Consider the following 12,728-nt stretch of genomic DNA (forward strand, 5'->3'; position numbering starts at 1 on the left):
TGCAAGCCGGCTCCTACAGGTGCCGTATTACCGGCCTTTCCTGTAGGAGCGGATTTATCCGCGAAGCAGCGACGCGATTCATGCTTTGTATACACTTATAGAAAATGCACCAAATAATTTCATAAAAACGACATTGCGCCCTGTTCCAGTGCGATTGGTTCTTGGTACATTCCTGAAAAAACCAAAAACAATCCCTCTTGGTGAGATGTCTACCATGATCGAATCCGTCGACCATTTCCTGGCACGTCTGCAACAGCGCGACCCGGCCCAGCCCGAATTCCACCAGGCCGTGGAGGAGGTGCTGCGCAGCCTGTGGCCCTTCCTCGAACAGAATCCCCACTACCTCGAAGCTGGCATCCTCGAACGCATGGTCGAGCCCGAGCGCGCCGTGCTGTTCCGCGTGTCGTGGGTCGATGACCAGGGCAAGGTCCAGGTCAACCGTGGCTATCGCATCCAGATGAGCAGCGCCATCGGCCCGTACAAGGGCGGCCTGCGCTTCCACCCGTCGGTGAACCTGGGCGTGCTCAAGTTCCTGGCCTTCGAGCAGGTGTTCAAGAACTCGCTGACGTCGTTGCCCATGGGCGGTGGCAAGGGCGGTTCGGACTTCGACCCCAAGGGCAAGAGCGACGCGGAAGTCATGCGCTTCTGCCAGGCGTTCATGAGCGAGCTGTACCGCCACATTGGCGCCGACTTGGACGTGCCGGCCGGTGATATCGGCGTCGGTGCCCGTGAGATCGGCTTCCTGTTCGGCCAGTACAAGCGCCTGGCCAACCAGTTCACCTCGGTGCTGACCGGCAAGGGCATGACCTACGGCGGCAGCCTGATCCGCCCGGAAGCCACCGGCTACGGCTGCGTGTACTTCGCCGAAGAGATGCTCAAGCGCCGGGACCTGCGCATCGATGGTCGCCGCGTGGCGATCTCTGGTTCGGGCAACGTCGCCCAATATGCCGCGCGCAAGGTGATGGACCTGGGTGGCAAGGTGATTTCGCTGTCCGACTCCGAAGGCACCCTGTTCTGCGAAGCCGGGCTGAGGGATGAGCAGTGGGATGCGCTGATGGAGCTGAAGAACGTCAAGCGTGGTCGTATCAGCGAGCTGGCCGGGCGCTTCGGCCTCGAGTTCCGCAAGGGCCAGACACCGTGGAGCCTGGCGTGCGATATCGCGCTGCCGTGCGCCACCCAGAACGAGCTGAACGCCGACGACGCCCGTACCCTGCTGCGCAATGGCTGCATCTGCGTGGCTGAAGGCGCGAACATGCCGACTACCCTCGACGCTGTGGATATCTTTATCGAGGCCGGTATTCTCTATGCCCCGGGCAAGGCTTCCAACGCCGGTGGCGTGGCGGTGTCGGGCCTGGAAATGTCGCAGAACGCCATGCGCCTGTTGTGGACCGCCGGTGAAGTGGACAGCAAGCTGCACCACATCATGCAGTCGATCCACCATGCCTGTGTGCATTACGGCGAAGAGGCCGATGGCCGCATCAACTATGTGAAAGGCGCCAACATCGCGGGCTTCGTGAAAGTTGCCGATGCCATGCTGGCGCAGGGCGTGGTCTGATTTACAGCCCATTCGCCGGCAAGCCGGCTCCTACAGGATTAGCGCTGTTCCTGTAGGAGCCGGCTTGCCGGCGAATGGGCGCTCATGCCTCGGGCTCGATCAAGACGATCTCGATCTGCTGATCCCCCACAGGTCGTCGCCACAACACTTCATCCCCAGGCCCAGCCCCCAGCAGTGCACGCCCCAAGGGCGAGCCCCAATTGATCAGCCCATGCAGGGCATCGGCCTGATCTTCACCCACCAACTGTACCTGGTGCTCCTGGCCATCCTCATCGACAAACCGCACCCGGCTGCCAATCTGCACCTTCTGCGTGGACGTGGCGGCGGGCACCTGCTGTGCGCTCTGCACGCGGGACGTAAAGTAACGCAGGTCGCGTTCGGTGTCGGCCAGGCGCTGCTTATCGGCGCGATCGCCTTCGGCCAGCAGTTCGCCGTGCAGCGCTTTCAGCGCGGCCACGCGTTGCTGCAACTGGGCCAGGCCGCTGGCGGTCACATAGTTGGGCTGGTCGCTGACGCGCCGCTCCACCGGCTGGCTGGCCTGGGCGGCGGCCTGGTCCTCGTTGACGAATGCTCGGCTCATTCAAGCTCCAAGCTGCAAGCTGCAAGCTGCAAGCTGCAAGCTGATCGAGAGTGGCAGGGAAAGGTGCTCAACCCTATGGCTCGTTGGCTTCTGCTTGGAGCTTATCGCTTGAAGCTTGAAGCTTGAAGCTGAAATGTCCGTTTGCGACGTCTAGTTGCGACGGTAGGCGCGGGCGGCGTCGCGGTCCTTTTCCTGCTGCCACTCGCGGTCGCGCTCGTCCCAGTAGCGCTCGCGGTATTCGCGCAGGTCTTCGTTGGACTGCATGGCGTGGCACTGGCGAAAACCATCGTCCCAGCCGCTTTCGTACTGGCGGTTGTGCAGGTAGCGCGGGACGTCCTTGCGAAAGTCGCCGGCCATCAGCCCGGCGGCCTGGCGACCGCTGCTGCAGCCATCCTGGAAGCCGTCGGCGTAGGCGGGGGGATAGCCTTGATTGACCATCTGATCATGGGTGGTTTCACATCCGGCCAGCAGCAACGCGACACACAGGCCCAACCAGTACTGCGACATATCCACAAGACCTTTGACGTGATGGTGGAAAGTCTAGGGGGTGAATTGTTGGCGGGATGTCAAAACGCTGTCGAAGGATCGCGGCGGGGCTGTTCGCCGGCAGGCCGGCTCCTACGAGGAGCACTTGCCGGCCGATCTTCAATACTGGTACCACTTCAATTCCAGCATCACCTCGTTCTGCGCCGTGGCCAACTGGCTGAACTGCCGCGAAGCGCTCAACCTCAACCCCAGGTCCCGGTTGATTTCCCACTGCTGGTTCAGGCTGACGCTACGCCTTACCTCGCCATTGGTGAAGTAGTCGCCCTTGGCTTCCAGGGTCAAGTTGCCCAGCCCGTTGCGCCACAGCAACCCGCCATTGAACCCGGCTGCCGGCGAGATGAACTCGGCGAAGTCGTTGTGGTGCTCCACCCGTGCCGTCCCCAAGGCGAAGCCGAGCAGGTCGTCGGTCAGCTGCCAGGTGCCACCGGCACCGCCATTGACGTGGCTGACCAGCACCTCGTCGCCATGCTTGCCCGGCACCCGTTCAAGCCCCCCGGCGACCTGCCACGACCACGGCTTGAGCAGCGCGTTGCGCGGCGTCAACGAGCGGATGGTGGCCAGGTCGAGGCGCTGCACCTGCCAGTCGTTGCCCTCGTACTGGCGCAGCTTGAGCTGGAGGATCTCGATCTGAGCGCCGAGCGGGAAACCGTACAGGTTGTCGTTGAGGTCGTGATAGGCCATGCGCAGGCCGTATTCGGCAAACGCCCGGTCCTCGCGCGTGCCCACGCCCAATTGCCAGGTGCGCGACTGGTGACCGTCCTCCGGCAGGCCGGGGCGTTCGATCTGCAGCGGTGGTGGCGGGTTGCGGTTGATCGCCTTGAGCAGCTCGAAACTGCGCGCGGCCTGGCCGGCGTCGCGCTCCTGGCCATTGGCCCGGTAGCGCTCCAGGCGATAGGCGGCGTCCTGCACCAGCGCCTGGCGGTCGCGGGGCAGGGCGGTGAAAGCGGTGCTTTGCAGATGCCCAGTGTCGGCACTGATGGCCAGCACTTGCTGTTGTTCGGCGTGGTCGAGCGGTTCGGCGCGGGCCAGCAACTCGCGTTCGCGTGAAGGGCGGTAGCGCACGTCCGTCACCAGCCCGGACTGCTTGACCGCCTTGACGGTGTCGGTGGGGATGGCGGTCAGCGGGAACTGCGAGGTCAGGTCCAGGCTCGGGCGTGCCACCTGCAGCAGTTCCAGCAGGCGGTAGGAGCAGTTCTCGTCGAAAAAGAAGTAGTCGAACTTGATCTGCTTGAGCTCCCACACATGCTCGACCATGCGCCCGGTCTCTTCCGGGGTCAGGTCCAGCTGGTACTCCCACAGGTCGCGGTTCTCCAGGCTGCGGTACTCGGAGAGTTTCTCCTGGTAGGGCATCATCGCGAACAGGCCCGGGTAGCCGCCCATCAGGCCTTTCCAGGCGTAGAGGATGCTGTTGTCGCTGCCTTCGATGTAGGCGCCGAAGTTGATCGCGTAGCTCAGCAGTGTCGTGTCGTCGCGGCGGGTGTTCGACTGGTCGATACGCAGCAGCGTATGGCCGAACATCGACGACGGGCTGTTGAGGTAGGCGGCCGGGAAGATCAGCGCTGCGCTGTGCGGGTCGATGGACGTGTACCAGGTGTTGAATTCCTGGCAGTCCGGGCGTGGCAGGTCGTTCAGCGCCAGTTGCTCGCGCAGCCAGCGGGTGCGGGCCGGGAACACGCACTGGGGATGCTTGTCGCCGAGGCTCGCCGGGGCGTACAGCGCCGTCACCGTGGCCGCGAGCTCCTGGTCGGGATGGTGGGCGCCGTCTTCGGCGAGGAAGAAGCGCGGGTCATCCACATAGCTGCGCCAACCGCCGAGCTTGGCGGTCTCGTAGTGGCCCAGGGCGATCCAGTAGGGCGTGGCGGCCAGCTGCTGCGCGCGGGCCGGGTCGATCTGTGGTGCGGCGTGAAGCGGGGCGCTGACCAGTAGCGCCAGGGATGCGAGGCGTTTGAGCATGTCGGGCAACTACTTCCTGATGATGCCGAAAGATGAATCGCCAAGCCCGCCCCGGTGCCGGGGCGGGAGGCGCGGGTCTCAAGCCTCGGTGGCGTACTTGGCCAGTTGCGGGTCGCGCTTGAGCACGGCCAGGGTGTTGCTGTGGACCGCTTGCGCTGTCACGTTGGCGCTGCTGAAGATCTGCTGGAAGTGCTCGTGGGTGACGGCGGCGAAATGCGCGCGGTCTTCAGGTGCCACGCCCAGGACCACGGCATAGGTGGTCAGGGCTTCGCCCTGGCCCTTGGCCATGTCCTCGGACAGCTCGTTCATCATGCCGTTCATGGCGAACCAGGACTTGCCGCCGTAGGTGAGTGAGGCCTTGGTCGAGCAGCCGTTGGTGCCCGAGGTCATGCCGAAGGTTGCGTTGCCGGAAGTGCCGTTGGTGGTGGAGGCGAGGAAGTGGGCCGGTGTACCGCGCTGGCCCTCGAACAGCATGTTGCCCCAGCCACAGTTCGGGCCGCCCGGCGCTTCGGCCATGGCGTTGATCGAGACTGCGGCGAACAGGGTACCCAGAAGAATCCGTTTCATAGCGTTGTTCTCATTCTCAAGTGGCATACCAATGGTCAGGGTTCTGGCAACGCGGTTGCCAGGTCGGAAAGGCCTTACGGCCCCCGCGCAGTTTGGAGTTTAGGCACGATCCAAAGGTTGCGTTGTTTATTGCGAAAAATTGCTAGCGTGATCGGTAGGGTTGGGCTGCGACATAAAGTCTCGCGCAGCCTTGCCGCTGCGCGCTGGCAGCGCCAGAATGCGGTCATCCGCCCCGCCGAAGTAAGGAAACCCAATGCCCGATCCTGTCGCCTCGCGCCTGCGTCTCGCGCCCGAAGCCCTGACCCGGCGTTTCTCCGCTGAACAGTTTGCCTTCTCCAACACAGACGATCTGGAGCCGTTTCGTGGTGTCCTGGGCCAGGAGCGTGCCGTCGAGGCCCTGCAGTTCGGCGTGGCCATGCCGCGCCCGGGTTACAACGTGTATGTGATGGGCGAGCCCGGCACTGGCCGGTTCTCGTTCGTGAAGCGGTACCTGAAAGCCGAGGGCAAGCGCCAGCACACGCCCGCCGACTGGCTGTACGTGAACAATTTCGAGGATTCCCGCGAGCCTCGCGCGCTGGAGTTGCCGGCCGGCAGCGCCAACGCGTTCATCAGCGACATGAACGGGCTGATCGACAACCTGCTGGCGACCTTCCCGGCGGTGTTCGAGCACCCCTCCTACCAGCAGAAGAAAAGCGCCATCGACCGCGCCTTCAACCAGCGTTACGACCGTGCCCTGGATGTCATCGAGCGCGCCTCGCTGGAAAAGGATGTGGCCCTGTACCGCGACAGCAGCAATGTCGCTTTCACGCCGATGGGCGACGGCAAGGCGCTGGACGAAGCCGAGTTCGCCCAATTGCCGGAAGAGGTGCGTGAGCGCTTCCACGAGGACATCGCCGAACTCGAGGAGCGCTTGAACGAAGAGCTGTCGAGCCTGCCGCAATGGAAGCGTGAGTCGAACAATCAGCTGCGCCAGCTCAACGAAGAGACCATCACCCTGGCCTTGCAGCCCCTGCTGGCGCCGCTGTCGCAGAAGTACGCGGAAAACGCCGCGGTTTGCGCCTACCTGCAGTCCGTCCAGCTGAACCTGCTGCGCACCGTGGTCGAGCAACTGGTCGATGACAGCAAGACCGACGCCGTGGCGCGCAAGATGCTCGAAGAGCAATACGCGCCCAACCTGGTGGTCGGCCACCCCGGCAAGGGCGGCGCGCCGGTGGTGTTCGAACCGCACCCGACCTACGACAACCTGTTCGGGCGGATCGAATACAGCACCGACCAGGGCGCGCTGTACACCTCCTATCGTCAGCTGCGGGCGGGGGCCTTGCACCGCGCCAACGGCGGTTTCCTGATTCTCGAAGCCGAGAAGATGCTCGGCGAACCGTTCGTCTGGGATGCCCTCAAGCGCGCCCTGCAGTCGCGCAAGCTGAAGATGGAATCGCCGTTGGGCGAACTGGGCCGCGTCGCCACGGTCAGCCTGACGCCGCAGATGATCCCGCTCAACGTCAAGCTGGTGATCATCGGTTCGCGCCAGCTGTACTACGCGCTGCAGGACCACGACTCGGACTTCCAGGAGATGTTCCGGGTGCTGGTCGACTTCGACGAAGACATGCCGATGGTCGACGAGAACCTGGAGCAGTTCGCCCAGCTGTTGCGCACCCGCACCAATGAAGAGGGCATGGCGCCGCTGACCAGCGACGCGGTGGCGCGCCTGGCCACCTACAGCGCACGCCTGGCGGAGAACCAGTCGCGGCTTTCGGCGCGCATCGGCGACCTGTTCCAGCTGGTCAGCGAGGCGGATTTCATTCGCCAGCTGGCCAATGAAACCATGACCGATGCCGGGCACATCGAGCGGGCGCTCAAGGCCAAGGCCACGCGCACCGGGCGCGTGTCGCAGCGGGTGCTCGACGACATGCTCGCCGGCATCATCCTGATCGACACCGAAGGCGCGGCCATCGGCAAGTGCAACGGCCTGACCGTGCTCGAAGTCGGCGACTCGGCATTCGGCATGCCGGCGCGGATCTCCGCCACCGTCTACCCGGGCGGCAGCGGTATCGTCGACATCGAGCGCGAGGTCAACCTGGGGCAGCCGATCCACTCCAAAGGGGTGATGATCCTGACCGGTTACCTGGGCAGCCGCTACGCCCAGGAATTCCCGCTGGCGATCTCGGCGAGCATCGCCCTGGAGCAGTCGTACGGCTACGTCGACGGTGACAGCGCTTCGCTGGGCGAGGCCTGCACCTTGATCTCGGCGTTGTCGCGCACGCCGCTCAAGCAGTGCTTCGCCATCACCGGCTCGATCAACCAGTTCGGTGAAGTGCAGGCAGTGGGTGGGGTGAACGAGAAGATCGAAGGCTTCTTCCGCCTCTGCGAAGCCCGTGGCCTGACCGGCGAGCAAGGGGTGATCATCCCGCGGGCCAACGTCGCCACGCTGATGCTGGACGAGCGTGTGCTGCAGGCGGTCGAGACCGGGCAGTTCCATGTCTACGCCGTGAGCCAGGCCGACGAGGCCCTGAGCCTGCTGGTGGGCGAAGAAGCCGGTGCCCTGGACGACAAGGGCGAGTTCGCTGAAGGCAGTGTCAACGCGCGGGTGGTGGAGCGCCTGCGGGTGATCGCCGAGATGATCAGCGAGGAAGAGATCAAGGAAGCCGAGAAGGAGCGGCTGGAGGAGGTCATCGCCCAAGCCAAGCCTGCTTGAGTCAATAAATCGGCGCTGGCGGCCAAGTGCTACCGTTCAGCGCCGGTTTTCTAACTTTTCCGCAGGTCGGCTAAAGTGGAACTTAGGGACAGTATCAGGGTTCAGGATGGAAACAGCCCGACGGTTTCGGGCTGAACAGGGCTTCACAGAGGGGACGCCGCCATGCGCAACCTCAGCCTCACCCGCCAGTGCCTGGGCCTGGTGACCCGCATCGAATGCTGCATTCGTCCATTGGCTGGCGACAACGGCATGTGGACCTTGCTCTTCGCCGCCGGCATGGCCGGCGAACAACCCTCGGCGATCAAGGCCCAGGGGCCGTTCCATGGTCCGCTGGTGGCCGAGTCGGTGATGAATGCCATCGTCGACAGCCTCACCCTCCATGGTTACCAGGTCGCGCAAGACCCGCAGATCTGGTGCCTGCACCTGCAGGCGCAACTGCGCAAGATCAACGGCGAGCGCTGCCGGAATCTGGGGGACTACCAGTTCCATCCGGAAACCTGAATTTATGATCTTCGTAGGAGCCAGCCTTGCTGGCGAACCCGGCTGCCCTGGTTCGCCAGCAAGGCTGGCTCCTACAGGTGTATCGCAAAACGACCATAGGCTTTTGCTGTCACAGGTGGCTGGCTATACTCGCGCCCGCTTTTCCAGTCACCTCAAGAGTCCTTGTCCATGGAACGTATCCTCGAAAATGCGATGTATGCCTCGCGCTGGCTGCTCGCCCCCATCTACTTCGGCCTCTCGCTGGGCCTGCTGGCACTGGCGCTGAAGTTCTTCCAGGAAATCATCCATGTCCTGCCCAATGTCTTCACCCTGGCCGAGGCGGACCTGGTCCTGGTGATCCTGTCGTTGATCGACATGTCGCTGGTCGGCGGCCTGCTGGTGATGGTGATGATCTCGGGCTACGAGAACTTCGTTTCGCAGCTGGACATCGACGACAGCAAGGAGAAGCTGAGCTGGCTCGGCAAGATGGACTCTTCGTCGCTGAAGATGAAAGTCGCCGCCTCCATCGTCGCCATCTCCTCGATACACCTGCTGCGGGTATTCATGGATGCGCAGAACATCTCCACCGACTACCTGATGTGGTACGTGATCATCCACATGACCTTCGTTGTCTCGGCGTTCGTCATGGGTTATCTGGACCGCATCACCAAGCACTGATCCCGCAGTTGTAGGAGCCAGCTTGCTGGCGAACCGGGGTAGCAAGGGTTCGCCAGCAAGCTGGCTCCTACAAAAGTTTGCGATGGGCGGTGGCTTGCGCTTTTGTCGATGCTGTACAAAAAATGAGCACTCATGCGTGGTTCCCGCAGCGAGGTACGCCCATGAACCTGCATCAGCTCAATATCGAGGCCAGGGCCGGCCATGTCGACGAACTCAACCTGATCGCCATCGAAGGCGGTGACTACCTGCTCGAGGCCCGGGTCAAGGGCCGCGCCCACCCCCTGGACGATGCCCGTGGCAAGCGCCTGCGCGTGCACTCGGTCGAGGATGCACGGCAGCACCTGCAATCACTTCCCCTGCTGTCGATGAACCTGGTGCACTGGTCCGTGCAGGACGAGATGTGCGGCCTGGGCACGCACCCGGAAGAAGACCTCAAGGTCCCGATTTCCCAGCGTTCGGCCTGGTAGCTGCTTCACGCCGCGCCAGTGTGCTAGGCTGCTCGCCCTTTTCATCAAGGGCGCGGATGCAGTGCGCCCTTAAGTGGAGCAAGCCCATGTCCGAACTCAACCTGTCCACCGACGAAACCCGCGTCAGCTACGGCATCGGCCGCCAGCTGGGCGGCCAGCTGCGCGACAACCCGCCACCGGGCGTCAACCTGGAGGCCATCGTGGCCGGCCTGACCGACGCCTTCAACGGCGCCGACAGCCGTGTCAGCGAAGCCGACCTGTCGGCTGCTTTCAAAGTCATCCGCGAAGTGATGCAAGCCGAAGCCGCAGCCAAGGCTGAAGCCGCCGCTGCCATTGGCAAGGAGTTCCTCGCCGGTAACGCCAAGCGTGAAGGCATCGTCACCCTGGCCTCGGGCCTGCAGTACGAAGTGCTGACCGCAGGCGAGGGCGCCAAGCCCTCGCGCGAAGACAACGTGCGTACCCACTACCACGGCACCCTGATCGACGGCACCGTGTTCGACAGCTCCTACGAGCGCGGCCAACCGGCTGAGTTCCCGGTCGGTGGTGTGATCGCTGGCTGGACCGAAGCCCTGCAACTGATGAACGCCGGCAGCAAATGGCGCCTGTACGTGCCAAGCGAGCTGGCCTACGGCGCCCAAGGCGTTGGCAGCATCCCGCCGCACAGCGTGCTGGTGTTCGACGTCGAGCTGCTCGACGTTCTGTAATGCCTGTTCGCCGGCAAGCCGGCTCCTACAGATTGCGAATGCGTCCCGTAGGAGCCGGCTTGCCGGCGAAGCTTTTCAGTTCCAATCCGTTCCCCCTGGGCGCAACGCCCGTGCATAGCAGAACAGGAACAGGTTGCGCACCACCTCCTTGAGCACCCCCGGTTCACTCGAGTTCAACCCGGTAAGATCCAGGTCGCCCTGGTCGCGCAGTTCGTCGAGCGCGTCTTCTTCAAGCACGGCACAGACTTCGCCAGTCTCGCGATGCAGGATGCGCAGGTAGGGGTGGGGGCGGTCGAGCCAGGCGTCGATCAGATAGGTCATGGCTATTCTCCTTGGATAGCGGTTCCAATGAGAATAATTCTTATTATCAAAATAGCAAGGGACTATTGGAAGATTTCTTCCGAATGGTGCGGACGATCCCGTTGCAGGATCTGTCAGGGCCGCCCGATGGGCAGCCCCGAGGGGGAGTCAGACCTTGCGGACGAACTCGGACTTCAGCTTCATCGCACCGATGCCGTCGATCTTGCAGTCGATGTCGTGGTCACCGTCGCACAGGCGGATGTTCTTGACCTTGGTACCGACCTTGACCACCAGCGACGAGCCCTTGACCTTGAGGTCCTTGATCACGGTGACGGTGTCGCCGTCCTGCAGGACGTTGCCAACCGAATCCTTCTTCACCACGTCATCGCTGGCGGCATCGGCTTCGCCACTGGCCGACCACTCGTGGGCGCATTCGGGGCAGATCAGCTGGGTGCCATCCTCGTAGGTGTATTCGGAGTTGCATTGGGGGCAGGGTGGCAGAGTGCTCACGGCTTTTCCTTTCAAGTACAGACGAACAAAGGCGCACATTGTATAAGGTTTTGCCTGGGAAATGTGCTTTGCCTGTGCAAAAGCATTCGCGGGTAAACCCGCTCCTACAGGTAAGTGGTGGACCTGTAGGAGCGGGTTTACCCGCGAAAAAGGCGACGCGATGTGTTTAGTGCGTGCGTGCTACCGCGAATTCGCTCAGCTCGACCAGCGCATCCCGGTACTCGCTGGCCGGCAGCACTTCCAGGCAGGCGATGGCGCGGGCGACGTAGTCACGGGCCATCTGCGCGGTGTAGGCCAGGGCGCCGGAGGCTTCGACAGCGATGCGAATCTGCTCCAGGTCCTCGAGGCCACCCTTCTGGATCGCCTGGCGCACCAGCGCCGCTTGTTCCGGGGTGCCTTCGCGCATGGCGTAGATCAGTGGCAGCGTCGGCTTGCCTTCGGCCAGGTCGTCGCCGACGTTCTTGCCCAGGGTTTCCGAGTCGCCCTTGTAGTCCAGCAGGTCATCGACCAGCTGGAAGGCCACGCCCAGGTGGTCACCAAAGGTGCGCAGGGCCTCGCGCTGTTCGTCGCTGGCGCCGGCCAGCGCGGCGGCGCTGTGGGTCGAGGCCTCGAACAGCATCGCGGTCTTGCCGCGGATGACGTCCATGTAGATTTCCTCGGTGGTGCTGGCGTCGCGCACGCGCGATAGCTGCAGCACTTCACCCTCGGCGATCACGCGGGTGGCCTTGGAGAGGATCTGCATGACCGGCATCGAGCCCAGCTCGACCATCATCTCGAACGAGCGCGAATAGAGGAAGTCGCCCACCAGCACGCTCGGGGCGTTGCCCCACAGGGCGTTGGCGGTGGAACGGCCGCGGCGCATGCCGGACATGTCGACCACGTCGTCGTGCAGCAGCGTGGCGGTGTGCAGGAACTCGATGGTCGCCGCCAGCAGGCGCAGGTCGTCGCCTTCGCGGCCCAGGGCCTTGCCGCACAGCAGCACCAGCAGCGGGCGCAGGCGCTTGCCGCCGGCGGACGTGATATAGTCGCCGATCTTCGATACCAGCGGCACGCGCGAGGTCAGCTGCTTCTTGATGATCTCGTCGACGGCGCTGAAATCATCAGCTACCGCGCGGTAGAAGGTTTGGGGTTGCATCGGCTGCTCCATTGAGGTTGCGCGGCATGCTAGGTCGCGGGTAGTGGTGTGTCAAGGCGCGGTGGCCGTGGCCCCGGGCCGGCACTTGCAAGCATTTATAGGGTTGCGTACAATCGCGCACCCTAACTTTCCTGGGCAGCACCTGCCTTACGCAATTGCGCCGGGCCTTTCCAGCCTTGTGCAGCCATGCCAGCCAATACTCATCATATAAAGCGCTGGGTGAGCAGGATTATCGGAGAAATACCATGTCTTACGCAGTAATCGTTACCGGCGGCAAGCAGTACAAAGTCGCTGAAGGTGAATTCCTCAAGATCGAGAAGCTGGAAGTCGCCACTGGCGAATCCGTGACTTTCGATCGCGTCCTGCTGGTCGCCAACGGTGACGACGTCACCATCGGTGCTCCAGTTGTTGCTGGCGCTAAAGTAGTGGCCGAAGTCGTTTCCCAAGGCCGCCACGACAAGGTTCGCATCATCAAGTTCCGTCGTCGTAAGCACCACATGAAGCGCATGGGCCACCGCCAGTGGTTCACCGAGATCAAAATCACCGGTATCCAGGCTTAAT

Annotated in this window: 14 protein-coding genes; 7 read left to right on the forward strand and 7 right to left on the reverse strand. The window is 63.2% G+C overall.

Annotated elements, in window-relative coordinates; all coding sequences use genetic code 11:
- The first annotated feature begins 214 nt into the window (after positions 1–214).
- Complete coding sequence (gene gdhA, locus NGM28_RS16470) at positions 215–1,555, forward strand: NADP-specific glutamate dehydrogenase (RefSeq protein ID WP_252090785.1); 1,341 nt, start codon at positions 215–217, stop codon at positions 1,553–1,555.
- Positions 1,556–1,637: 82 nt separating this feature from the next.
- Here gdhA and NGM28_RS16475 read toward each other — a convergent pair whose 3' ends face one another.
- The 4 genes from NGM28_RS16475 to NGM28_RS16490 all read right to left on the reverse strand — a co-directional run bounded on the left by NGM28_RS16475 (position 1,638) and on the right by NGM28_RS16490 (position 5,201).
- Entirely contained in the window at positions 1,638–2,135 is a 498-nt protein-coding gene (locus tag NGM28_RS16475) for a GreA/GreB family elongation factor (RefSeq protein ID WP_240064601.1), read from the reverse strand.
- 150 nt (positions 2,136–2,285) lie between these two features.
- A complete protein-coding gene (locus tag NGM28_RS16480) occupies positions 2,286–2,642 on the reverse strand; it encodes a hypothetical protein (protein ID WP_252090786.1) in 357 nt (118 codons plus the stop codon).
- 138 nt (positions 2,643–2,780) lie between these two features.
- Positions 2,781–4,634: an Lnb N-terminal periplasmic domain-containing protein gene (locus tag NGM28_RS16485; protein ID WP_252090787.1), complete on the reverse strand. Its 1,854-nt coding sequence runs from the start codon at positions 4,632–4,634 to the stop codon at positions 2,781–2,783.
- 78 nt (positions 4,635–4,712) lie between these two features.
- On the reverse strand, positions 4,713–5,201 hold the full coding sequence (locus tag NGM28_RS16490; protein ID WP_213659541.1) for a DUF3015 domain-containing protein: 489 nt from the start codon (positions 5,199–5,201) through the stop codon (positions 4,713–4,715).
- Between the two features lie 253 nt (positions 5,202–5,454).
- Between NGM28_RS16490 and NGM28_RS16495 the strand changes: the two genes are divergently transcribed.
- The 5 genes from NGM28_RS16495 to bamJ all read left to right on the forward strand — a co-directional run bounded on the left by NGM28_RS16495 (position 5,455) and on the right by bamJ (position 10,222).
- Positions 5,455–7,893 carry a Lon protease family protein gene (locus tag NGM28_RS16495; protein ID WP_252090788.1) on the forward strand — a complete coding sequence of 813 codons (2,439 nt, stop codon included), beginning with the start codon at positions 5,455–5,457 and terminating at the stop codon, positions 7,891–7,893.
- A gap of 162 nt (positions 7,894–8,055) precedes the next feature.
- Positions 8,056–8,394 carry a PA4575 family protein gene (locus NGM28_RS16500; protein ID WP_011532162.1) on the forward strand — a complete coding sequence of 113 codons (339 nt, stop codon included), beginning with the start codon at positions 8,056–8,058 and terminating at the stop codon, positions 8,392–8,394.
- A gap of 168 nt (positions 8,395–8,562) precedes the next feature.
- The gene (locus NGM28_RS16505; RefSeq protein WP_011532163.1) at positions 8,563–9,051 is read left to right on the forward strand and encodes a TIGR00645 family protein; all 489 of its coding nucleotides are present in this window, start codon (positions 8,563–8,565) and stop codon (positions 9,049–9,051) included.
- Positions 9,052–9,212: 161 nt separating this feature from the next.
- Positions 9,213–9,518, forward strand: a complete 306-nt coding sequence (locus NGM28_RS16510) for a DUF6482 family protein (protein WP_240064597.1) — start codon at positions 9,213–9,215, stop codon at positions 9,516–9,518.
- Positions 9,519–9,604: 86 nt separating this feature from the next.
- Positions 9,605–10,222 carry a BamJ family beta-barrel-assembly machinery protein gene (gene bamJ / locus NGM28_RS16515; protein WP_240064596.1) on the forward strand — a complete coding sequence of 206 codons (618 nt, stop codon included), beginning with the start codon at positions 9,605–9,607 and terminating at the stop codon, positions 10,220–10,222.
- A gap of 75 nt (positions 10,223–10,297) precedes the next feature.
- Here bamJ and NGM28_RS16520 read toward each other — a convergent pair whose 3' ends face one another.
- The 3 genes from NGM28_RS16520 to NGM28_RS16530 all read right to left on the reverse strand — a co-directional run bounded on the left by NGM28_RS16520 (position 10,298) and on the right by NGM28_RS16530 (position 12,167).
- The gene (locus NGM28_RS16520; protein WP_011532166.1) at positions 10,298–10,543 is read right to left on the reverse strand and encodes a PA4570 family protein; all 246 of its coding nucleotides are present in this window, start codon (positions 10,541–10,543) and stop codon (positions 10,298–10,300) included.
- A 147-nt stretch (positions 10,544–10,690) separates the two neighbouring features.
- Positions 10,691–11,032: a zinc ribbon domain-containing protein YjdM gene (locus NGM28_RS16525; protein ID WP_240064595.1), complete on the reverse strand. Its 342-nt coding sequence runs from the start codon at positions 11,030–11,032 to the stop codon at positions 10,691–10,693.
- A gap of 166 nt (positions 11,033–11,198) precedes the next feature.
- The gene (locus NGM28_RS16530) at positions 11,199–12,167 is read right to left on the reverse strand and encodes a polyprenyl synthetase family protein (protein ID WP_213659546.1); all 969 of its coding nucleotides are present in this window, start codon (positions 12,165–12,167) and stop codon (positions 11,199–11,201) included.
- A 245-nt stretch (positions 12,168–12,412) separates the two neighbouring features.
- Between NGM28_RS16530 and rplU the strand changes: the two genes are divergently transcribed.
- Positions 12,413–12,727, forward strand: a complete 315-nt coding sequence (gene rplU / locus NGM28_RS16535; protein ID WP_011532169.1) for a 50S ribosomal protein L21 — start codon at positions 12,413–12,415, stop codon at positions 12,725–12,727.
- Position 12,728: the final 1 nt, after the last annotated feature.

This window comes from Pseudomonas sp. MWU13-3659 (genome assembly GCF_023757525.1).
In the GTDB taxonomy this organism is placed as follows: Bacteria; Pseudomonadota; Gammaproteobacteria; order Pseudomonadales; family Pseudomonadaceae; genus Aquipseudomonas; species Aquipseudomonas entomophila_E.

Excerpts from the sequence above, each read along its gene's own strand:
- gdhA (WP_252090785.1), top strand. The coding sequence starts at position 215 with ATGATCGAATCCGTCGACCATTTCCTGGCACGTCTGCAACAGCGCGAC.
- NGM28_RS16475 (WP_240064601.1), bottom strand. The coding sequence starts at position 2,135 with ATGAGCCGAGCATTCGTCAACGAGGACCAGGCCGCCGCCCAGGCCAGC.
- NGM28_RS16480 (WP_252090786.1), bottom strand. The coding sequence starts at position 2,642 with ATGTCGCAGTACTGGTTGGGCCTGTGTGTCGCGTTGCTGCTGGCCGGA.
- NGM28_RS16485 (WP_252090787.1), bottom strand. The coding sequence starts at position 4,634 with ATGCTCAAACGCCTCGCATCCCTGGCGCTACTGGTCAGCGCCCCGCTT.
- NGM28_RS16490 (WP_213659541.1), bottom strand. The coding sequence starts at position 5,201 with ATGAAACGGATTCTTCTGGGTACCCTGTTCGCCGCAGTCTCGATCAAC.
- NGM28_RS16495 (WP_252090788.1), top strand. The coding sequence starts at position 5,455 with ATGCCCGATCCTGTCGCCTCGCGCCTGCGTCTCGCGCCCGAAGCCCTG.
- NGM28_RS16500 (WP_011532162.1), top strand. The coding sequence starts at position 8,056 with ATGCGCAACCTCAGCCTCACCCGCCAGTGCCTGGGCCTGGTGACCCGC.
- NGM28_RS16505 (WP_011532163.1), top strand. The coding sequence starts at position 8,563 with ATGGAACGTATCCTCGAAAATGCGATGTATGCCTCGCGCTGGCTGCTC.
- NGM28_RS16510 (WP_240064597.1), top strand. The coding sequence starts at position 9,213 with ATGAACCTGCATCAGCTCAATATCGAGGCCAGGGCCGGCCATGTCGAC.
- bamJ (WP_240064596.1), top strand. The coding sequence starts at position 9,605 with ATGTCCGAACTCAACCTGTCCACCGACGAAACCCGCGTCAGCTACGGC.
- NGM28_RS16520 (WP_011532166.1), bottom strand. The coding sequence starts at position 10,543 with ATGACCTATCTGATCGACGCCTGGCTCGACCGCCCCCACCCCTACCTG.
- NGM28_RS16530 (WP_213659546.1), bottom strand. The coding sequence starts at position 12,167 with ATGCAACCCCAAACCTTCTACCGCGCGGTAGCTGATGATTTCAGCGCC.
- rplU (WP_011532169.1), top strand. The coding sequence starts at position 12,413 with ATGTCTTACGCAGTAATCGTTACCGGCGGCAAGCAGTACAAAGTCGCT.